Raw genomic sequence first — 24138 nt, forward strand, 5'->3', positions numbered from 1 at the left:
TTCACCTTAAAATAACGGAAAAATGAAAATCTACAAAACATATCTTTATGCGCTCGGTATATTGGCAGGAGGCCTGCTCAATACTTCCTGTGCCGACCTGTTGACTGAAGACCCCAACTCTTATTACGAGAAAAAGGACATATTCTCCACAAAGGCAAAGGCCGCCATGGCCGTTACCGGAGTATACGAACGACTTCCGGAACTTTATGGGTATATGGACATGGCGTTTCCCTGTTCGGACGATACTTATTATGTGTCGGGAGTGACTTCGGACAAAGGCCGGCGGGACATCGCCCACTACAAAGTGACCAGTTCAAACACATGGGTAAATAGCGTCTGGCAAGGCAACTACACCGGAATTGAACGTGCCAATTATACCGTTGAAGGTATTGAAGGCATGGCTGATTATGAGAAAGACAAAGAGCTGCAATCACTGGTCGGAGAAGCTAAATTCCTGAGAGCCTTGTATGCATTCAATCTGGTGCGTTACTGGGGAGATGTTCCCTTCAAAACGACTTCTACGAATGTAGACAAAAATGTCTTCCAACCACGTTGCAGCAGAGAAATAATCTACGACCAGATTATTGACGACCTGAATTTTGCCAAGACTCATTTATCGTGGGCTACCCCGGCCGTTACCCCGGAGAAAATCACCCAAGGCGCTGCACGCGGATTGCTTATGCGCGTACTATTGCAACGTGCCGGATACAGTCTTCAAATGAACGGAAGCATTACCCGCCCGGACGATGCCAAGCGCAAAGAATATTTTGAAGCTGTCATCGAAGAGTGGGAAGAGTTCAAAGCAAACGGCTATCATGATTTCTATCCCGAAGGTTACAGAGAGCTGTTCAAAGGTTTCTCGGCAGGAACACTTAACTCTGTAGAAAGCATCTTTGAAATCGCATTTTATAGTCCGGACGGAAATACAGGAGCCAAAGGATACTGGGGGACTTACATCGGCCCGCTGGTTGCGCATCCCGGCATCTCCGTCACTGAAGTCAACCAGTTCATGGGACGTGCCAATGCGATGTTCCGGGTGGTTCCCGAATGGAAAGCATTCTTTGACGTACAGGAAGAAGACGCAGACGGTAATGTAATAACGGGGGACGAACGCCGTGACGTGATGATTTGCGACTACAAATACAACTGGGACAAAGAAATCTACAATCACGTGAAAGTGGTTAACAAGAACGGAAAAGACTGGTATCCCGGCAAATGGCGCCGCGAATGGATGCCTATCGGATACAAGAACCCGAACGTTACCGATGTCAATTTCTGCTATCTGCGCTATGCGGATGTCGTACTGATGGCAGCCGAAGCCTACAATGAAACGGGTGATACATCCGAAGCATGGAAACTGCTCAACAGCGTACGCAAACGTGCCGGAGCCAGAGAAATTACCACAGAAAATTACACCGAACTGATGAAAGAGAAAGTGTACAAACTCAACTTTATTTCCGATGCTGATGATGCCGGCAAGTTCCGTACGGCACTTTATTGGGAGCGTGGTTTTGAACTCGCTTTTGAAGGGCAACGTAAATACGACCTTATCCGCTGGGGAGTTATCAAAGAGGCATTAACCTTGTTCAGCAGCCGTTCATCAGTGAAGAGCTCTTATCCTGCCGGAGACAATTTCCAAAAGGGCAAACATGAGTTATTCCCTATTCCGCTGGACGAACTACAATTGAATCCGATGTTTGAAAGCAAAAACAATCCTAATTATTAAATAATACCATGAAGAAATTAATCAGCAGCATACTACTTTGTTGTCTGGTGTCCGGTGTACAGGCACAAGAGAAGCCGGCACGGATCAGACTTACGGACGTAACGCTTATGCACGAGATGCGTGCCACCCCGTCGCCGTTGGACAAAGCAACGGTGTCCGACCGTGCAGTCTCGTTCCAATGGCCTTTGCAGGCAGATATAGATACTTCCGAAGAAGTATTGGACGGAATGAAGTCCCGCAAGAAGAAAGTAGACAAGTCCCGTTTGAAATACCAGTTACGCTACTCGCAAGATGCAGCGCTGAAAAGTAATGTGATTCAGGAAGAGACCCGCTGGCCTTTCTTCAATCCGGAGAAAGATTTAGCTCCCGGTGTATGGTACTGGCAATACGGATATGTGAATGAAGGAGGAAAGACTCAATGGTCTTCCGTTTTGCAGTTCACGGTTGAAGCCCATCCGGACAAGTTCTGCCCGCCATCATTCAAGACGATGCAGGCAAACCTTTCCAAAAGTCATCCGCGTATATTGGTGCAGAAAGACCAATGGGCGGACTTTATGAAAAACAGCCGGTCGAAACCGGAGTACCAGTGGTATTTGGAACAAGCCGATAAAGTATTGAAGACTCCGATGCAGTCTGTCAATAACATTAATACCAAACTGGCTGACGGTCTGGACAACGCCATGCAACGCAGTGCCATGTTAACCAGGGAAAGCCGCCGCATCATCGATCAGGAAGAAGCCAATGTAGAGCTGCTGATACGTGCCTATCTGCTGACACAGGACACGAAATATAGCAAAGAAGCTATAAAGCGTGTGATAGAAATGGTCGGCTGGGATGAGAACAAAAATGTCATGGGCGACTTCAACGCTTTTACCATGCTTTCGCTCAGCTCATTGGCTTATGATTCATTCTACGACCTGCTGGACGAAGGGCAGAAGCAAACTTTGCTGAAAGAGATTAAAAAACGTGGCAGTGAATCCTACAATAACTTCAACAACCGGTTGGAAAATCATATAGCCGACAATCACGTATGGCAGATGACCCTGCGCATTTTCACATTTGCAGCATTCAGCGTGTACGGTGAGCTCCCTGAAGCGGATACATGGGCGGATTACTGCTACAACGTTTGGCTGGCACGTTTTCCCGGTCTGAACAAAGATGGAGCCTGGCACAATGGCGACGGTTACTTTGCGGTCAATTTCCGCACGCTTGTCGAAGTGCCCTACTTCTATACCACCGTCACAGGATTCAACTTCTTCAACGACCCGTGGTATCAGGGTTCCGTGATGTACACCCTCTACCAGCAGCCCCCTTTCTCCAAATCAGCCGGCAACGGTAGCGGACACCAGGGAAATATGAAGCCGAACTCTATCCGTGTGGGATATGCCGACGCATTAGCCCGCATGACCGGCAATACGTATGCCGCCGATTATGTGCGCCGCATCGCCACTACTCCCGACTTCCACAAACGTTTCCTGACTTCCAAATCCGGCAGCCTGGCATGGTTCCGCCTGCAATGCGACAGACCGTTGCCCGAAGGCGAAGGGCTTGCCAATCTCCCGATGGGGTATGTTTTCCCGGAAAGCGGACTGGCTTCCTTTATGACCAACTGGGAGCGTGTGGGTGGAAACGCCATGTTCAGTTTCCGAAGCAGCCCTTACGGCAGCACCTCGCACGCCATTGCCAACCAAAACGCATTCAATACATTCTTCGGCGGAAGCTCGCTCTTTTACAGTAGCGGTCACCACATCGCATTTGTAGACAAGCATAGTATGCTTTGCCACCGTTCCACCCGCGCTCACAACACTATTCTGGTGAACGGCATGGGACAGCGTATCGGTACGGAAGGGTACGGTTGGATTCCCCGTTACTATATAGGCGAAAAAATCGGCTACCTCTTGGGGGACGCTTCCAACGCTTACGGTGAAGAAATCTCCCCTATCTGGCTGGAACGCGGAAAAGAAGGCGGAATAGAATACACTCCTGCCAACGGCTGGGACAAGAGCCACCTGAAAACTTTCAGACGTCACACCGTCGCTTTAGGCAAGACCGGATTAGTATTCATCTACGACGAACTGGAAGCCGACGAACCTGTCACCTGGGACTATCTGCTGCATACGGTCATCCATCCGATGAATGTCACCAAGAAAGATAAGTTCGTACACATACAGGCTACCAACAAAAACGGAGCTTCCGACGCTTATCTTTTTTCAAGCGGCACATTAAAGACCGATACGACCAGCCAGTTCTTCGCTCCGGCTGTAAACTGGTTGCGCGCAGACGCCAAAGGACAGTTTGCCGCTTATCCCAACCACTGGCATTTCACAGCGACTTCCGAGAAACAGAAGACGTACCGTTTTGCCACCATTATAAACACACATCTTCTCTCCCGCCCTGTCGCCGACCCGGAGATACTTCCCGACGGACGCATCAAAGTGGGGAGCTGGATTATCAAGGTGAATGTCTCGGCAGAGGGTGCTCCTTCGTTTTTCATCCGCTCTACCCGGAAAGGGGAAGATGTAAACATCACCTATAAAGGCGGAGCGACGATAGTACGTGAAGACGGCTATGAAACGACTCTTGTAGACAAACGTCCGGAACTGGAAATCTAACCGATTATAAGAAACATATGAAAACAAAAAGATACTTAGTACAAGGATTCCTGCTGCTGTTCTGCTCCATGACAGCCATAGCCGGTTCTCCTTCCGAAGAACTGCAACATCCGCAGCATCCACAGAAACAGGAAGGTAAACGTCCGCGCATACAGACTTCCGCAAGCGAGAAAGAAATTGTGTTCAAACCCAATGCGGAAACGGGAAAAGTGGAGACAGCAAAGACCCAAGCAGTCAAAGCCATCGGGAAGGAGCGGAAAGAAACGGCAGCCAAGCCTAAAAAGAAGCCTCATCCGAAGAAAACTTCCGAACGCTACCGGGCGTTCAAGACCAATATTGCTTATGATGCAATCGCCGTGCCGAATCTGGCTTTCGAGATACAATGCAGCGAGCATATTTCCGTAGAGCTTCCCGTCATGTTCAGCGGCTGGGACATCAGTGACAAACACGCAGTCCGTACTTTTGCCGTTCAGCCGGAAGGACGCTGGTGGTTGGAAAAAGCAGGGACAGGCCATTTCTTCGGTGTACACGCACACATGGCATTGTTCAACGTGAAATGGGACGAAAACCGTTATCAGAACACGGGGCGTCCGTTATTGGGCGCAGGTGTCAGCTACGGATACAAACTCCCTTTCTCCAAACATTGGGGAGCGGAATTTACCTTGGGAGCCGGCTATGCCAACATGAAGTATAATACCTATTATAATATAGACAACGGTGCTCTGATTGAAACAAAAAGCCGGAATTACTGGGGAATCACCCGTCTCGGTCTATCACTGTCCTATCATTTTTAAGTCTGTTTGATTATGAAAAAGAATACCTATATATCCATTATCCGCACGTTGGGCTGTTTGCTGTTACTGTCGGTTTTCGTAAGCAGTTGCCTTTATGAAGAACCGGAATTGACGGCCGACGGTGAACTCGGAGTAGACCCCACCGCTGTCAACATCATGACGAACCTGACACTGGAAACGTCGTTTGACCCCGTGAATGTGAATCGCGGTACACGCGCGGCAGCCACCACCTACTTGCACCGTTTTGTCGTTGCCGTTTACGAAGGCTCGCAAAAAGTAGCCGGTCAGGTTATCTATCAGGAGATGCAGAGCGGTGAAACAACTGTCAATATCCCGCTTAGCATGAAGTTACATGCCCGTAAGTATCAGCTTGCCGTATGGGCAGACTATGTGGAAAAGCCGGAAGAGGAAACTTATCAGACTTTCTATGATGCAACGGACATGGCATTCATACTACGTGCCACACCCTACAAGGGAAACTCCCGATACCACGACGCTTTCTACGGAAATACCCCATTGGATTTGAGTGCCTATCGCGACCAGTGGAACGTAACCGTTCCCGTAGATGTCAAGATGCTTCGTCCGATGGCATCGTACAACCTGATAGCAACGGATGTAGCCAAATTCCTGAAGAAAGTGGCCGACAAGGAAATCACCGGAAAAAGATTTACCATGACTGTCAAATACAACTACTATCTGCCCACAGGGTTTGATGTGTTCACCGGCAGACTGAAAAACTCTTTGCAATATATAGAGTACAATAAGACGGTTGACCTGGCAACTCTCCAGAAAGAGGAAAACAAAGAAGAGTTCAACATCGGTTTCGACTATCTGCTTATCAACAATGAATCCGTATCGTCCATCCCGGTGACTATCGAGATAACGAATGAGAGTAAAACCGTGGTAGCCCGTTACCAAAATCTGAAAATCCCCTATCAACGGAACAAAGAAACAAACATCCGGGGATATTTCCTGACAGCCAGTCCGGGTATCAGTTTCGACCCTGATTTCAACGACGAGGACATCATCATAGATGTGACTCCTATTGTAAAAAACAACTAATAATTATTATACACTTTAATCATTACCATTATGAAAAAGAACTTTGCCTATTTAGCGATTATGCTATTCATGGGATTATTCGCCTCATGTAGTCAGGAGAATGACCCAACTACTTCGGACAGCCGGAACAAGCTGGTCAATATCTCCGCCGAACTACCGAAGGAATTTGCCCAAACACGTGCCGTTCCGTCAGCAGACGGACATTACCTGCGTTGCATCCTCGAAATAACGAATGAAAACGGCGACCGGGTGTATAGAGAAGAGAAACTGGGAACTGAAGGCAATGCGGACGGTAAACTCTCCTTTACTTTTGCCCTTGAAGAAGCTGGTACGTACAACTACAAGATGTGGGCTGACTTCATTGAAGCCAACGGACAGGAAAAAGATCCTGTGACAGGCCGCTACACCGACAAGTTTTATAACACGGAAGACCTTACAAAGATTACAATCAAAGATCCGGCTTTGCTTTATAACACCGATGCGTGTGACGCATTCTCCGGCAACGGAACTTTCGAGAAAAGTCAGGCAACGTTAGAGAATCCGCTTAGTGTCACATTGATTCGTCCGTTTGCCAAACTGATTGTATCGGACAAGAGTAAGGAGAATTTCGCTAAATGTACTTCTGTCAGTATCAGTCAGGAAATTCCTGGCGGATTCGATGTATCGACAGGTAAGATTTCTACGGAAACAGTGGAAGCCGTTCTTCCGGCTACTGCTCCTATCGGCACAGGAGAACAAGAAGGAGAAGGATTTGATTTAAGACTCTTCTCATGCTATATCTTTGCAGACAACGACGCTCTGGGAGAAATCGGACTGACTTTTGTAACTACCGACGGTGGCCGTACAGTCGCCATTCCCGCCAATGTGCCGGTGAAAAAGAACACACGCACACTGGTAAGAGGATACCTTGTAGCCGAATCACAAAACAACGGACAGATTGATACTGATTTCGGTGAATGGAATCCGGATATAGACGGAGGAGACGTTGAACCGACAGAACCGACTATCGACCCGAAAATTGGTGATTACTATTATAAGAACGGTGAATATTCTTCGGAACTGAGGACGGATGCCGAAAACCCATGTATCGGAGTTGTATTTGCCACTAAAGCTATAAACGGCGATGAAGCAAGCAATTATGGTGAATATACCCGTATCAAAGGATATGTGATGGCTTTGGAAAGCGCGCCGAGCAATACACGTAAAGAATTCTGTGATAAAGCTATGAATGGTACAATTGATTTCACCGGTATGGAATTGGTAAAAACAGGCTATGAAAATACGAAAGCCTTTTTAGCGGACAGTCGCTATACAGACAACAGTACCTCTTATCCACTACTTCTCGACTTTATCGCATTCAAAGAAAAAACAGCCACTCCCGAAAAGTCCAGTGGATGGTATATACCTTCTATCGAAGAGTTAAAAGAAACAATGATTAAATATCACGGTTTTGAGGAAACTCCAGCCAACAATGTATTCGTTGAAGCCGTAAATGCCATAGAGGGTGCCAACCAGTTTGTTCACACTACATCTGCACGTTACTTACTTTCCAGCAGTATCAGTAATAAAACAATTACCCCTGTAACGTTAACCGACGGTGTATTAGATACCAATACCAGAACGCAGGCAATATTTAATTCAGATCCGCAAAAAGCCGGTGTGCAAGGACAAATCCGTCCTATCCTCACTATCTTGGAATAAACAGCCAAAAGCGAAACACAATAGAAGAGCCAAGATAAGCAAGGCATCCCCTGCTAGCCTTGCTTATCGGCTTTTCCTCTTTATTTGCTATTTAATTTCGTTTTATTTCCTCTTTATCTCCCAATCAATCTTTTATTTAATTCATCCTTATGAAAACAACTCTCCGCTTCAGCACTCTTTTCTTCATGCTTGCCTGCCTGTTTTTAGGCACTGCTTGCAGCGACGATGCGCTTCCCGAACCGACAGACACGGGAACGGAACAGCCGGGAGAATCTCCCGATGCCTTACACGACAAGACACGGGAAAAGCCCTATCCTAAAGCGGACAATGAACTCTACATCAATCCCGCTCCGTTCATCGTGCCCCAAGCCATGAAGACCGGAGACAAACTTCAATTTGCCTTTTCACAGTCGAAAGACTTTCCTGATACGGAAACCACTGTATCCACTCCCCGGCAATGGTGTATGTACAATGCGCACCGGACACTCAAAAGCGGTACATGGTACTGGCGTTTCCGCTCTGTCGGCAATGACGGAACCGAACAGGCATGGAGCGAAACCTACTCTTTTGAAGTAAAAGACGAAACGCCCAAATTCGTAACTCCTACCTTTGAGACATTGCTCAAGAATGCTCCCCGCACTCATCCCCGCCTGTTCTGTTTTCTCGACAACGGACTGGAACAGGCACGGCGTAATGTCAAGTCGCATCCCGAATACAAACAATTAACAGGCCGTGCACAAACGGCATTGGGCACGGATTACTCTCTTCTTCCCAACCCTTACGACGCAGCCGCCCAAATAAAAAACTCCGTCCAACATCTGTATCAAGCCTATCACCTGATACAAGACAAAAAATATGCAGACAAACTGCACGAGATACTGACCATTCTGCTGGCATATCCCGTATCGGACTCCCAACTGTTTGCCAGTAATTTCGGCGCTACGGATATCGCCATCAGCTTTATCGAAATCTACGACTTACTCTACAACGAACTGGCTCCGGAAGAAAAGCTCGGAATTGAAGAACTGTTGATGCGTGTTTCGCGCTACTATTTCCAATCAAACTGCGGAAGACAGGAAAACCATATTTTCGATAACCACTTCTGGCAACACAATATGCGCATATTGTTCCAGGCTTGCTTCATCCTTTACGATAAAGCAGCCTATGCGGACGAAATTCTCCCGATGCTGGAATACTATTATGAAATATGGAGTGCCCGCGCACCGGCTTCGGGGTTCAACCGGGACGGAATATGGCATAACGGAACGGGCTATATCGCCACCAACATAAAGACACTGTATTATATTCCTTCCCTCTTCTCGCACATCACGCGAAGTGATTTCCTGAAACATCCGTGGTATCTGAACGCAGGGAAAGCACTGGTCTATACCAGTCCACCCCACTCCAAAAGCATCGGATTCGGTGACGGAAGCGAGAGCGGAGAAGAGCCGAGCCGGGTATTAGCCGCTTTTGCCGACTTTCTGGCTAAAGAGAACGCCGACCCGTATTCGGGCTGGTATGCCGACCAATGCAAGGAGTTGGTACAGCAAGACTATGAGTTCAGGCTCTACCGCATGGTACGCACTCAAAGCTATGCCACCGAACTGCCATCGAACACTCCCAAGCTAATCTGGTATAAAGATGCGGGAGAAGTTGCCATACATACCCATCTGGCGAATCCGGAACAGGATATGGCTATCGGCTTCCGTTCCAGCACCTTTGCTTCGGGCAGCCATACGGTAGCCAATCAAAACAGTTTCAATCTCCTTTACAAAGGAGTGGATGTGTACCGCAGCAGCGGATACTACCAGAACTTCAGCGACGCGCACAACTTGATGTCTTACCGCCATACCCGCGCCCACAACACTATTTTAGTCAACGGCATCGGCCAGCCTTATTCCTTGAAAGGATACGGCAACGTCACCCGTGCCATGGGCGGCGACCACATTTCCTATTGTCTCGGAGATGCCTCTCACGCTTATAGCGGCATCAGCGACGACCCGATGTGGGTGGCCGCCTTTGCAGCCGCAGGCATCACCCAAACCCCGGAAAACGGATTCGGCAAAACTCCGCTTACCAAATACCTGCGCCACCTGTTGTTGCTGCATCCTTATACCGTAGTCATCTACGACGAACTGGAGGCTTCCGAAGCTGTCCGCTGGGACTGGCTCCTACACAGCCCCACGCAATTTCAACCAGACAAGGACAGGAACATGAGTGTCACCGAAAACACGACGAAAGGATTCAAAACCGTTGTTCGGCAATTCAGCAATTCTTCTTTTGAATACTCGCAAACCGACCAGTTTGTTGTACCGCCTGCCACCCCCGCTCCTGCCCAATGGCATCTGACTGCAACCTACGGTCCTTGCGCCCAAAACCGTATCCTGACTATTATTCAGATTACGCCGGATTCGGAACAGGCTCCGGCAATCGTACGTACCGGAGACAGCTTCCAATGTGACGACTGGAGCATCCAAGCCGTCCTAAGTCCCTCCCAACCGGCCGAACTGATAGTCACCAACCGGACAAACAACGCGCTATTCAGCTATTCGGCAGACAACCCGGTCATCGACGGAAGTATGTATCTCCGGAAGTCTCCCCGTTCTTCTTTACTCTACGACCAATCGAACGGCAGATATGGCGTGACGGAACAAACGGATTATATCCCGGCTTCCACACGGGCTGTCGGCTATGAACATAAAACAAATCCCTAATTGACTATTATGAATATGAAACAAGTATCTATCTTTCTAATTCTACTGTTCGCTTATTGCGGCGCTTACTCTCAAAGCTCCAAAGAAACCATATCGGCTTTTTACACTTTCGACAACGAAGAAGAAATTGCCGACTGGCTGGTGGAAGGAGAAGGCAAAGCGTATATCGAAAACGGAAAGCTGATTCTGGAACCTCTGTTCTTTCCACTTATGGAAACGTTGATGAAAGCCGGAGCAATCTCTGACGACAACCGCATGAAAGAATACGAGCCCTATCTCTATGCAGCCATGAAAGCCAAATACGGAAAGGACGTCAGAAACTATTTTCTTTTAGGAAAAGGAAAGCCCGTATTCATGGGCGGACATTTCAACGTATGGAACCGGCGCATCCGGACATCCGATAACTTTGCCATCGAATTTGATTTCACCCCGCTTTCACCCGCTCCCTTGCACATGCTGATGTTCTGCGGCTCCGGCTTGGAAGGAGAAAGCGTTTTCGATGCTTCCCTGCCCGCACGCTACGGAGTGGAAGACGAAACGATGTACGACATGGCAATGTATCGCGTCTCATTCTTCCATAAGTCACGCCGGAAGGCTAACTTGCGCCGTGCCCCCGGCAAGATTATGGTTGCGCAGGGAGCAGATGTGGTGGTTTCGGAAGACTGGACGACAACCAGCCGTTGCCGGGTGGAAAGAATCGATGGGACAGTGCGATTCCTGATAAACGGAAAAGAAAGTTTCTCCTTCAAGGACGAGCAGCCGTTGAAAGGCGACAACTGGGGATTCAGACTAATGGCTTGTGCCAAAGGAGCGTATGACAATATTAAAGTACTCACAATTAAATAAGGTATCCTTATGCATATCAGACAGACATTTATATGGCTGCTTTTACTGCTCGCTTATAGCAGCATTCATGCGCAAATTCCGAAGGAAGCCATAAATCCGAAAGAAACCGTATCCGCGACCTACACGTTCGATACGGAAGAAGAGCTTGCCGACTGGTTGGTGGAAGGAGAGGGCAAAGCATCCATAGAAAACGGGAAACTGATTCTGGAACCTCTGTATTTCCCGCTTATGGACTCTTTGATGAAAGCCGGAGTAATCTCCGAAGATAACATCATGGAAGAATACAACCCCTATCTCTATACGGCAATGAAAGCCAAATATGGAAAGGACATCGGCAGGTATTTCCTGCAGGGAAAGGAAGAAGCGACATTTACAGGCGGACACTTCAATATCTGGAACCGGAAAATCAAAACAGCCGGAAACTTCGCCATCGAATTTGATTTCACTCCCCTTTCGCCCGCCCCCTTGCACATGGTTCTGTTTTGTGCTTCCGGACTGAAAGAAGAAAGCATCTTTGCTCCTTCCCTGCCCGCACGCTACGGTCTGGGCGAAGAACTGATGTATGACATGAAAACCTACCGCCTTTCATTCTTTCATCAGTCACGCCGGAAAGCCAATTTGCGCCGGGCTCCGGGCAAAGTCATGATTGCCCAAGGAACAGATGTAGTTACTTCGGAAGACTGGCGTACAACCAGCCATTGCCGGGTGGAAAGAATCGACGGAACCATACGCTTTCTGATTAATGGAAAAGAAAGTTTCTCCTATAAAGACGAGGAACCATTGAAAGGCAACAACTGGGGATTCAGACTAATGGCTTGTGCGAAAGGAGCGTATGACAATATACGGATTATCACAATCTATCAATAGCCAACTCCAGTCGGCTATGTGGTCAAGTAGAGTTGTCTATTCAGCCAACTACTGTCAGCTATGTGGCCGACTGCATTTGGCTAACCCCATCTTACCTGTTTCCACCCGGTATTCAATCGTATTCGCCTTCTTATGTCCTTTCAGATTAAGGAAGCACCTACACTTTTGTCTTAACCGGGACTTCTTTCTTAAAAGTGTGAACAGAGTGAAGGGTGTGAAAGGCTAAAAAGAGAGCCTTAAATCACAGTATACATCTGTCATACTACAACTTACGGATTGGTGAAACTTGTGAAAAGCAAAAGTGAATTATAAAACCAGAATGAATCAGAATCAGTTTTGATTTCGTCTTTTACAGCTTATTGTCAGAAAATGAAATTCTTTAAATAGAATCTGAAAGTCATTTAATCTCCAGTTACCTATCTTTGCCCCCATGATAAAGCATAATCAGCGTTAAAGAATTAAATAACACAATACCATGAAAAAAGATTTTCTACCTTTTTTAATTGCATGTTTCATCTGTTCATGCATCAGTTTTCAGGCATACGCACAGGAAAAAGTGTTTGCCACTTATTTTGATATTCCTGTCAATAGCCCGGAAGGAACGGAAGTTACCGGACGCATTCATCTGGAAAGGAATAAAGATGTACTGACTTCTCCTATCCCCAAGGGATATAAGTTCGAGATTGTCACACAGCCTGCGGAAGCACTGTTCAAGATAGAAACCCGCTACGATTTATCCCAGCGTATCATGGGAATATTGAGCGTTGACAAAAAGAAAAAGACCGGCCCCAAAGCCATCTCCTATCCCATGACAATCGCCCTGAAAGACGGGAACAGGGAAATAGAGAAATTCGATATTACGGTTCATATCGCTAAAAGCACTTTATGGACGTTATTATACGACCGCTACCTTCCCCATGCCATCGGCAACAGCCGCCTGTATGGCCGGATGAAGTACTCGGACAAAGAAGTAGCGGAGATAATAGATGAATTAGAAAAGAACAACGGACGTTTCAGCGGATTCAGATGTTATACTGCCCGTCCACAGGATTATAAAGCGGAATTCAATCCTAAGAACGACCATCTCAACACAAAAACCATTGAATATGACTGGGAAAAAGTAGCCAACCGGATTGGAGGACTCGGCTATGCGTATGCCACATCGAAAGTCTATGGTCCGGAAGGTTCGCCGGAGAAAAGGAAAGAATTGCGCGATGCTTTATACAAAGCAATATTAGCCTATACCCTGTCTGTTCCAGTGGAAGGGAAAGAGGTGGAAATAAACGGGAAGCCTATCGGCAATTGCACCGGCGACGCTTTCAGCCTGCTTCAAGCCAACAAGCTGTCGGGCGTTCAGATACCGACTCATCAGTGGGTGCTGACAGACCCGTTGGTGGTGCCTGCACTCTACCTTATGCCTGACATTCTGAAAGGGATGCAGGAAAATGACGAGACCTGCCTCAAAGTGCATAATGCACTGGTACGTTATAATCAGTTATTTATGTCCATCATAAAGGGGCGCAGAGCTATTGACAACCCCAAAGAACGCTGGGGGGAAATACAGGATACCCTTTATTCGTCCGGAGCGTGGACAGATGCCAATCTGGGACATCGCTCGCGCACCATGTTGGCTCTCCCGCTTATCTGGGCGGACTACAACCGTCCGCTGACGTACGTACAATACTGGTATAGCGACTTCTATAAGGATAAGCCTTTCAAGAATTTCAGTTTCTCTCCCGGATGGAGTCCGCAAGGAGTGATAGCCGACGTCAGCCGATGGATGACGAAATACAATATTCCCGCACACAAGTATATCCAGTCGGGATTTCAACCGGATGGCACCATATCCCACCACATTGGCCGTGCTACTGACGCAGCTATGGTAGCCTACGGCTTTGAATGGCTGACGGATTGCAACGTGGGATACCAATATTTCAAGAACACGCCCTTCAAAGTAGCTGCCCCGCAGTATCAGTTCCAGTTAGACCATTTATTGAATGTATATCCCAAGTTAATCTATAAGCAGCACATGGACTTCCTCGTCGCCGGACGTTCTTATCTGGACGATTTGAAAGGATTTGCAACCAAGCGCTATCCCAGAGCGGTCAATGAAATGCTGAAAGCCCGAAGCAAAGATACCCAATTGAGTGGAGTGGAAGAATTGCAGACAGTAATCAAAGCAATCAAAGCGAATACTCATGAATATTCGGGTACGGATGCTTATTGGGTGAATGAATATCTCGTGCACCGCCGGGGCGAAAACGAACCTGCGTTCTATGCGTCCCTGAAACTGAAATCGGAACGTACGGTAGGAGCCGAAGATTTCAGCAAGGTACGCAAGTCCTGGCATCTGGGATATGGTATCCTGCAACTTAAAGTACGCGGAGATGAATACGCCAGCCGCGTTTTGAAGAATTATGACTGGCACGCCGTGCCGGGACTGACGGAAGAATGGCGTACCGACGCCCTGCCCGCCGAAGGTGGCGCACAGGCTTCTTTGCCCGGATTAAACAAAATATCCGGTGTACTGGCCGACGGCAAAACGGGTATGGGAATCTACCACCATCTGCCGAAAGAGAAATACAGTTCCTCAACCGCATTCAAGACGTACCATTTCATCGAGGATAAAATCATCGCACTGGGAAGCGGCATCTCCCGTCTCCGTCCGGGACAGGGAAAGGAAATCACCACATTCCTCGACCAGTCTGCCTTCAACCGCGAACTGACCTGGTGCGTCAACAGTAAAGAGCAAACTGTGAATCCGGGTGAATCGGTGAATATCACCGAAAATATAGAATCTGTCTGCTGGCTTCACCAAGGAGAGAAAGGATATATCATTCTGCCGAAAAAGAGGCTGCAACTGGTGATTAAAACCGGAAAAGAAATCAATATCACCGACCGGGCAATAGCCGACAAACAGCCTAACTTTATTATCGCCCTCAATCACGGAGTCACTCCGGGAAGCGGTCTGGATGATAGTTATGCCTATTACCTGATACCCAATATCGGCAAAGAGGAGATGAAAGCCCGCGTGGCAAACCTGCAAAAAGAGATTACGACCGTAGAAAACACGGCTTCCGCCCATGCGGTATATTCCGCTGCCGACAAGACCTGGCAATATGCTTTCTTCAAGCCCGGAACGATTTCCGCAGGAAAGACTGAAGTGACTTCCGACGATGTGGCATTAATCATGCTGCGCGATAACGGTGACAGTTGGACTTTATCTGCTTCCAATCCGATGCCGGACGGCAAAAAGCAGAGACTGACTTTCCGTGTCAGCACTCCTCTGGCGGCAGGCACTTATACCTACCGGACAAAAGGCGTTTATCCGCTGGAAGGAGAAACCGTGACTGTTTCTCCGGATAAAGGGGGTGCAAAGGTGGTGGTTGAGCTGCCGGACATCAGAGATGAGAAACAGTACAATTATCAGTCCGACTTATATGCGGCAACCCCGATTGTAGTTACTATTCCTAAATAAATCGTTTTCAATATAATACACCAGCATCATAAGAAGATGCACTTATCATCATTGGTTGAGATATGAAATCACTTCAAAAAAGAAATATACTTATTCTTCTACTCCTGACCGCCTGTTTCTGCGGAAACTCGCAGAGCTTTGCCGCCGAACCGGGAAAGAAGGTTCCGCAATGGGTTCAACACGCTTTTTCCGTGATTGAGAAACAGGCACAGAAGATGTCTGCCAAAGTAGAAAAAACATCTTGCCTTCCCCGTTCCATCCAACGGGGAATGGTAAGTCCGACCGACTGGACCAGCGGCTTTTTTCCGGGAATGTTGTGGTATGTGTACGAATATACCGGAAAAGAAGAATGGAAAGCGCGTGCCGAACGTGCCACTGCCTTACTGGAAATGGAACAGTTCAATGCTTTCGACCACGACATAGGTTTCAAAATGTATTGCAGCTACGGTAACGGATGGCGGCTGACCCGGAATCCGGACTATAGCAAAATTATTTTCCGTTCTGCCAAGACTTTAAGTTCACGCTATTCATACAAGACAGGGCTTATCATGTCTTGGGAAGAAGACAGCACACGTGACTGGCAGTTCCCGGTTATTATCGACAACATGATGAATCTGGAATTACTGATGGAAGCCTATAAATTATCTGGAGACACCACATTGCGCCACATCGCCCTTTCCCATGCCGACAAAACAATGAAATGCCAATACCGCGAAAACTATTCATGCCCCCATGTGGTAGACTATGATGCGGAAACGGGCGAAGTCCGCAAATTCGACTGGAACAACGGCTCCGATGATGTCCGTGTTTCGACCTGGGCACGCGGACAGGCATGGGGACTTTATGGGTTCACGATGATGTACAGGGAAACAAAGAACCCGAAATACCTGCGCCATGCCGAACATATCGCCGACTTTCTCATACAGCATCCCAACCTGCCGGCAGACGGAATTCCTTATTGGGACTATTCCGGCAGCCAGGTTTCAACGATACGGGATGCTTCCGCCGCTTCCGTGATGGCATCGGCGCTCATTGAGCTAAGCACCTACTCTCCCCATAAAGGCTACTTCAAAACCGGAGAAAAAATGCTGAAAAGTCTCTCTTCCGATGCGTATCTCGCCAAACTGGGAAAACATTCTTTCTTTATTATAAAGCAGGCTATCGGGAATTATCTCCGAAACAGCGAACTGGAAGGTGGATTGTCATACGCCGACTACTACTATGTGGAAGGGTTGCTGCGCTACTTAAAACAAATCAACCCATCCATGGAACAGAAGTAAAAACATCGAATAGGCTGGAAATGTGAGATGAATAATCCGAAAGTATATTTGGCTATTGAATGAAAGATGATTATCTTTACCTTACATTTGTAGTATTCACATTTATCATTCAGCACACATGAGAAACCGATATTTGCAAACAAGCCTCATCTCCGGCCTCTTCCTCTGTTTACTATCCGTTTCGTTCTGCCATGCGGCGACCGGCGGATCGGAACACATTCATTTCCGGCGTCTGTCGGTCAATAACGGAATGTCGCAAAATACGGTTCTCGCCCTCACGCAAGACCATAACGGTAAAATCTGGGTGGGAACCATGGATGGTCTGAACTGGTATGACGGATACCGTTTCGCTCTCCTCTACAAGAATCTGAACGACAGCACCAGTTTATCCAACAATCATGTTTACTCACTCTGTACCGACGCAGAAGGTACTGTGTGGGTAGGCACTTTAACCGGACTATCCAGATATAACATTGTAGGAAACAACTTCACCAATTTCTACTTACCCGGAAAATTACCCATACAAATATTCGCCATAGAAGACCTGAACGACAAGAACCAGCTCTTATTGGGAACCAATAGCGGGCTTGTTGTCTTTGATAAAAAAACGGGGTACATGAACCTGCATCCCCTTCTGCGGAAAGTCAACGTTTATTCCATTTGTAAAATAAAAGATGAAGTGTTGCTTGGAACTTCATCCGGTCTCTACCATTACCATCCCCATGACAATTCTGCCGTGCAACTGCTTCCGGAATTGAAAGAAGAAGTGTTCTCGTCCATTCTCCACGACCCGAGAAAACAGGTCAGCTGGCTGGGGTCGCTGACCAACGGAGTCTATTGCATAGATGAAAAATTCCGGATAAAGAAACATTATTATGACAAAAGCCCGCAGCAACTAGCTGAAAAGGCCGTCCGCACATTGGCACAGGATGACAAGGGAAGAATCTGGATCGGTACCATAAATGCCTTATTCATATTGGAACCTGAAACCGAAAAAATACAGAGACACGCCTTCTCCCATGAGGATCAAAATTCATTGGGACATAACTCTGTACGTTCCATTCTAAAAGATAATCAGGGAGGAATGTGGGTAGGTACTTTCTATGGCGGACTGAACTATCATCATCCCATGGCTCCGGCATTCGGGACGTTAGTTTATTCAGCCTACAAAAATTCCATCAGCGACAACACGGTCAGTTGCATCGTCGAAGACCCGCATACCGGCAATCTCTGGATAGGAACCAACGATGGCGGGCTGAACGAGTATGACCGTAAGAACAACCATTTCTCGGTTTACCGGGCCAATCATCACAACGCCCGCGCATTGCAATCGGACAATATCAAATGTGTATTGCCCGACGCGGACGGCATTTATATAGGAAGCCACGGCGGTGGATTGAGTTATTTATCCGCCCGCACCAAGCAAATTGAGAACTATACTTTCCCCGAAGCTGTCTCTTTCAGCAACAGTTGTTACTCTTTACTGGACGGACAGGACGGAACACTTTGGGTAGGTTCCATCATCGGATTGTACCGTTTCGATAAAAAGACCGGGCAGCTATCCCTGCATCCTCTGGCACAAGAATATCCCCGGCTGAACTCCATCCTCATATCCGTCCTATACCGCGATTCGGCAAACCGGATATGGATTGGAACGGAAGAAAGCTTGTTCGTATATGCCAACGGCAAACTGGAAGAATGGAAAGACGGCACATCCGGCGTTCCGGCTCTGATACAGGCTTTCTGCATACAGGAAGACAGCAATCATCGTATCTGGATAGGCTCCTCCGACGGCCTGTATAAGTCGGATGACGGAAGTGTCGGACAGCAAGTCCGCTATTCTACACAGAACGGATTGCCTAACAATTTCATCTATGGCATACTGGAAGACGGACGGGGACGGCTCTGGCTCACGACCAACCGAGGTTTATCCTGTTTTGACCCTGCCGAAGAGACGTTCCTCAATTATACCGTACAAGACGGATTGAGCCACGGGCAGTTTAACACTTACGGAGCGTGTAAGACCAAGGACGGCATCTTCTTTCTGGGAAGCCTGCAAGGAATTACCTATTTCAATCCGTATGAGTTTGTAGACAATCCGTATTCTCCGAATGCTGTCATTACGGGAGCCAGCATCCAGAACCAGCCTGTGGCAAAAATAAAAGATGGCGTTTCCAAGTTTTTCCAGGCAGATGACGGGAAACTATTAGGAATGTCCTTTCCTTCCAACCGCAAGTTATTCAGCGTCCATTTCTCCGTAATCAATTATCTTTCCGGCAGACGGAATCTGTTTGCCTACAAACTGGAAGGATTTGATGAGGACTGGATTTATTCGAGGCAGATTGTTCCGTCGAGAGGTGTCGCCTATTCCAATCTGCCGCCGGGGAAATATGTATTCAAGGTAAAAGCCTGCAACAACAATGGCCGCTGGAGTCTTACTCCGACCGAATTCTTTGTACATATCACTCCTATGTGGTATCAGACATGGTGGGCAAAGATGCTCTATGTCTTATTTACATTGGGCGGACTTACTTTCATCTTCTATTTCTTCATTGCCCGCGCGAAGATGAAAATGCAGATGCAGATTGAACATCTGGAACGCAATAAGATTGAAGAAATCAGCCAAGAGAAAGTACGCTTCTACATCAATATGTCCCACGAACTGCGTACTCCGTTGAGCTTAATATTGGCTCCTCTGGAAGAACTGGTAGAAGAGAAGAATAAGTTTGACGACCGGATTCAGCAGAAACTTTCGTATGTGTACAGAAACGGACGCAAATTACTTCACCTTGTCAACCAGTTACTGGATTTCAGAAGGGCAGAGTCGGGAGCGCTTCCCATTCATGTTGCCATGAATAACGTGGATGAACTGGCCGGAAATGTCTTTACGATGTTCAAGGAGAACGCGCAGAAAAGAAACATTGCCTATCAGTACCGGTCGGAACTGGATGCGAGCCTGCTCCCGATAGACAGAACATATGTGGAGATGATACTAACCAACCTGCTTTCCAATGCGTTCAAATTCACTCCGGACGGTGGAGAGATAACGCTCTCTGTCTGGAAGAAAGAGAATTGTTTCGGATTCACGGTCAAAGATACCGGCGTCGGAATCGCGCCGGAGAAATTAGCACGCATCTTCGAGCGTTTCTATCAGGCGAGCGAAGGCAGGAAGGGAAGCGGAATCGGACTTTCATTAGTCAAATGCCTGGTCGAAAAGCATCACGGAAGTATCAGTGTGGAGAGTAAGCCGAACCAAGGCAGTGAATTCCGTATCGAGTTGCCGTCCGATCTGTCAGTATATGCTCCGGAAGAAATAGAGAACCCACATGAACAGCATATCCCCGAACTACAAACGGCTTCATTAGCCACTGAAACAATGGTGGAGGACGGAGAGTTCCGGGCAGTAGAGGAATCTGCCGCACCGACGGAAAATGAGTCATCGGATGAGATTACAGAAACAATCCTGCTGGTGGATGATAATAAAGAGATGGTGGACTATTTGAAGAATAACTTTAAATCCAAATACATCACATTGACCGCCGGAAACGGGGAAGAGGCACTGGCCATCCTGAAAGAACAGAAAGTGGACATTGTATTGTCCGATGTCATGATGCCGGGTATTGACGGGATAAAGTTGTGCGAACTGATAAAAAAGAATATGCAGACCTGCCATATTCCTGTCATTCTCTTATCGGCCAAAGGTAGTATCGAAGCCCAGACAACCGGTATCCAGACCGGTGCGGATGACTATATCCCCAAACCTTTCTCGATGAGTCTGCTAAAAGGTAAAATCAGTAATATACTGAAAGCAAAGCAGCGGTTGAGGCACTACTATTCCAACACGATTGACATTGATACGGCGAAAATAACGTCCAATGCGCTGGATGAAGAGTTTATGAGCAAAGCGATACAGATAGTCGAGGAAAATATTGACGATGAAAATTTCACGGCGGATGATTTGGCGGAGAAACTTTGCATGAGCCGTTCTTCCTTGTACCTCAAGATGAACTCGATATCAGGGGAACCGCCGGCTAACTTTATCCGTCGTATCCGTTTTAATAAAGCCTGCAAATTATTGCTGGAAGGAAGGTATTCGATTTCCGAAATCAGTAACAAGGTCGGCTTTAGCTCGCCCTCCTATTTCTCTACCAGCTTCAAGAAACACATGGGTTGTCTGCCTTCCGACTATGTGAAAAACCAAGGAAAGAGAGAGGCTGAATAATATTCAGCCCTCTCTCCTGTTTCATTTTTAATATCCTTTCTGACAAGGTACCATCAAAGGGTAACGGTCGATTGTCTCCTGACAACCGGAAGTCTTATTAATCAATAAAGTGCTATGCGAGAACTTCCGTCCTTTCGCTTTTACTGCTCCGTTGGCAGGGCCATAAAGCAGGTATTCTCCCGTCGTCTTGTTTTCAATTTCCAGACGGGCTTCCTGACTGGTGTCCATCTGCGCTTTGATACGATAGTTGCCGATGACAATTGTGTTATCTGCATCCGGCTTCGCATCAGCAAATGACATGGAGTTGGATTCATCTATCTGAATAACTGCCAGGAATCTCATATCCTTGCATTTACGGACGTTCTCGAATTTACCGTGATATTGATTTTTTTCAAACTCGATTGCTTTTCTTCCACGCTGCGGGTTCAGCCAGTCGAACGGTTTGACGTACGACGTATCAACCAGGGAAGTAGTCAATTCGGAACTTCCGAAAATCCGGGCAAGCACATCACAATTATCCGTATCGGCTATCAGTGAATTCCCGGCATCGCCAATCTTCATGCCTGCACGTTCAAGCCCATTAAGCTGAAAAGTCCAGGTTACTTCTTTTTCCGCTTCCAGTTCATCATATAGTACGATGATATTAGGACGCAACATCACCAAGTGACGACGGAATTTACGGACTTGCGGATTATCATTATCATCCAGTATAAAACCGTTTTCGGAGGTGTAAGCCTGTGCATTCTTCAACACAGTAGTCCAGTTGAGGGCACTTTGGTCAAAAGGTACATATGCGTTTGAAGCATCGCCCAAAGCATAGGTAATATCGTTGCCGTCCAGATAACGGGCAATCCATCCGTAACCGCTATGCGAATAGGCCTGCGTCTTTCCGTCTACGGTAATGGTATTACGCGCCCGGCTATGCTTGTGTGCCAGCAAGTAATGCTTGTCTTGTGTCGTCACTTTATATCCTGTAGGATAAAATATCGGTTTCCCTTTGTAGGACACATTGAAACTGTTTTGCTCTGCCATTCCGTGAGAACCGGATCCGAAAGGTGAACTGCGGAACGAGACAAACAGATTGTCCGAAGCATTCAGCACATCGGTATTCATGACGACGATACCGGTTTGAGGAAATACGGCAGACTGGGGAATGTTCGCCAGATTCACTGCCTCTACCTTCCGCGGACGATGCTGCAAACGATAGGTGTCAAAGTCAGTTTTCTTAAAAGCGAATGGAGCGGCAGGCGATTGGCCGGACAGCTCATAAGCGTAATGGATAGCAAACGGATTATTCAACTCTTGCCCCAGAATGTATGCAAACTCTGCCCGGAGCCGGTTTACTTCATAGACCTTGTCGCTCCCGTCACCGAAGCCGTCACCGGCAGAATGTACAGGCATCGTGTAAGCCAATGCATTGGCACAATTGGCATACCATGGATGCTTGAAGATATTCACGTTGAAAAGATTACGAAACAAGATGAAGTTATTCACCATCGATTCCATATTCACATGGATATAGCCCATGTTTCCGTTAGGCCAGACACCGTCCGACAAGAAGCCGCCGCCCGGTGAACGTGATAACCAGATGTCATAAAGCATACCGAACCACTTCTCTGCCTGTACATCATGGCCTTTCATGACGATAGCGGAAGTAAATGCGTTATAAAAGGTATGCTGAAAGAAATGGGCGCATAGTATGCCATCCGCCGACCCGACATTTTCCTGCATGGCATCGTCTATAATCAGCCCAATGACGGTCGTGATGAAGTGCTTATAATTCTTTTTCTGTTGTTCGTTCAGATAGGCATAGGCCACGTCATAGGTCATACTCAAGGCGGACATGGACTTGGCACCCGTAAAGTCGGCAGCCGCATACATTGCAGCCGGTTCCTTTGCCGCGATGTAATCTGCCAAGGCTACAGCTTTATCGAGATATTCCTTGTTCGAAATCAGCCGATAGCCATTCAACAAGTGTTCAATATCTCTGTTGATTCCTTCTACTTCGTATCTCAAACGGAATTGCATGATTTGCTTTCGTTCTACTTCAGAAGCCGTTGCAGGTATGGGGTCGCCTTTCACCTTATAACTCGCCACCTCTTTATTCAAAGCCGCATTCGCAGCTCTCCGGTAAGATGCCCTTAATTGTTTCTGATCGGCTGTCAGCACTTTGCCGGATATGGCCTCTCCGAAAATACGAGGATGCTTCTCCGGTATCATATCATACGCTTCTTCGGCATTCGGTGACTGAAATTTAGGAAGATTTTCGGGGATATTCACTTCGTATACCTTCGACCAGGATTTCCCTGACACCCGATAGCGCCAATACCACGTACCCGGTTTGAGAGGCTTGTGGTTATTATAAAAGGCCAGTTTCAACCCTGTACGGGTAAGTACATCTTTATCTGAAAAGTTTCTTGTACGTCCCATTTGGAAGTCATACTGCAAACAGCGATCCGTTTTTCCGCTTACTTTTTTTACAGGAAAGACTTTAGGATACTCGTAATCAGCCATCGGCCAAGTGAAAACCGGCGGATTGGTTATAACCTCGTGCCCCTTCACCGGGTAAGGAAACTCCCGGTTTCCCTTTTGCCGGATGCATCCCATAGTCAATGGGGTAATGCCACTCTTACTATCATCCGCCTCCTCTTCATTCACCTTGAAACCGTCGGCAAACTGATGGAAACCGCTGAATACCTGCTGAACCGTTCCATCCGACTGCGCGAATACTGACTGCACGGAAACGGACATTACCGCCACCGTTGCGCCAAGCCATACTTTGATTTTATTCTTCATGATACTCTTAACTATCTATCTGCTATAAATTCTTTTTTAT

Annotated in this window: 12 protein-coding genes; 11 read left to right on the forward strand and 1 reads right to left on the reverse strand. The window is 47.3% G+C overall.

What is annotated here, in order from left to right:
- The first annotated feature begins 22 nt into the window (after nucleotides 1–22).
- The 11 genes from AAHJ11_RS07480 (at nucleotide 23) to AAHJ11_RS07530 (ending at nucleotide 21302) form a co-directional block, all read left to right on the forward strand.
- On the forward strand, nucleotides 23–1726 hold the full coding sequence (locus AAHJ11_RS07480; RefSeq protein ID WP_258979437.1) for a RagB/SusD family nutrient uptake outer membrane protein: 1704 nt from the start codon (nucleotides 23–25) through the stop codon (nucleotides 1724–1726).
- An 8-nt stretch (nucleotides 1727–1734) separates the two neighbouring features.
- Nucleotides 1735–4338, forward strand: coding sequence for a DUF4962 domain-containing protein (locus tag AAHJ11_RS07485; RefSeq protein WP_320974400.1), 2604 nt, complete (start codon nucleotides 1735–1737; stop codon nucleotides 4336–4338).
- Nucleotides 4339–4355: 17 nt separating this feature from the next.
- On the forward strand, nucleotides 4356–5132 hold the full coding sequence (locus AAHJ11_RS07490) for a DUF3575 domain-containing protein (protein ID WP_195648638.1): 777 nt from the start codon (nucleotides 4356–4358) through the stop codon (nucleotides 5130–5132).
- A gap of 12 nt (nucleotides 5133–5144) precedes the next feature.
- Nucleotides 5145–6194: a DUF6562 domain-containing protein gene (locus tag AAHJ11_RS07495; protein WP_320974401.1), complete on the forward strand. Its 1050-nt coding sequence runs from the start codon at nucleotides 5145–5147 to the stop codon at nucleotides 6192–6194.
- 30 nt (nucleotides 6195–6224) lie between these two features.
- Nucleotides 6225–7895: a DUF6562 domain-containing protein gene (locus AAHJ11_RS07500; RefSeq protein WP_320974402.1), complete on the forward strand. Its 1671-nt coding sequence runs from the start codon at nucleotides 6225–6227 to the stop codon at nucleotides 7893–7895.
- Between the two features lie 149 nt (nucleotides 7896–8044).
- Nucleotides 8045–10609: a DUF4962 domain-containing protein gene (locus tag AAHJ11_RS07505; RefSeq protein WP_413579253.1), complete on the forward strand. Its 2565-nt coding sequence runs from the start codon at nucleotides 8045–8047 to the stop codon at nucleotides 10607–10609.
- A gap of 15 nt (nucleotides 10610–10624) precedes the next feature.
- Nucleotides 10625–11455, forward strand: a complete 831-nt coding sequence (locus AAHJ11_RS07510) for a DUF1961 family protein (RefSeq protein ID WP_229118797.1) — start codon at nucleotides 10625–10627, stop codon at nucleotides 11453–11455.
- 9 nt (nucleotides 11456–11464) lie between these two features.
- On the forward strand, nucleotides 11465–12322 hold the full coding sequence (locus AAHJ11_RS07515; protein ID WP_320974403.1) for a DUF1961 family protein: 858 nt from the start codon (nucleotides 11465–11467) through the stop codon (nucleotides 12320–12322).
- A gap of 475 nt (nucleotides 12323–12797) precedes the next feature.
- Entirely contained in the window at nucleotides 12798–15800 is a 3003-nt protein-coding gene (locus AAHJ11_RS07520) for a polysaccharide lyase family 8 super-sandwich domain-containing protein (RefSeq protein WP_320974404.1), read from the forward strand.
- A 62-nt stretch (nucleotides 15801–15862) separates the two neighbouring features.
- The gene (locus tag AAHJ11_RS07525; RefSeq protein WP_320974405.1) at nucleotides 15863–17080 is read left to right on the forward strand and encodes a glycoside hydrolase family 88 protein; all 1218 of its coding nucleotides are present in this window, start codon (nucleotides 15863–15865) and stop codon (nucleotides 17078–17080) included.
- A gap of 118 nt (nucleotides 17081–17198) precedes the next feature.
- Complete coding sequence (locus AAHJ11_RS07530) at nucleotides 17199–21302, forward strand: hybrid sensor histidine kinase/response regulator transcription factor (RefSeq protein WP_148366569.1); 4104 nt, start codon at nucleotides 17199–17201, stop codon at nucleotides 21300–21302.
- A 27-nt stretch (nucleotides 21303–21329) separates the two neighbouring features.
- Here the strand turns inward: AAHJ11_RS07530 and AAHJ11_RS07535 are convergent, their stop codons facing one another.
- Nucleotides 21330–24098: a DUF4962 domain-containing protein gene (locus AAHJ11_RS07535; protein WP_320978546.1), complete on the reverse strand. Its 2769-nt coding sequence runs from the start codon at nucleotides 24096–24098 to the stop codon at nucleotides 21330–21332.
- Between the last annotated feature and the right edge of the window lie 40 nt (nucleotides 24099–24138).

The sequence above is a fragment of the Bacteroides sp. 90-K9/2 genome (assembly GCF_047310725.1).
Taxonomy (GTDB): Bacteria; Bacteroidota; Bacteroidia; order Bacteroidales; family Bacteroidaceae; genus Bacteroides; species Bacteroides vicugnae.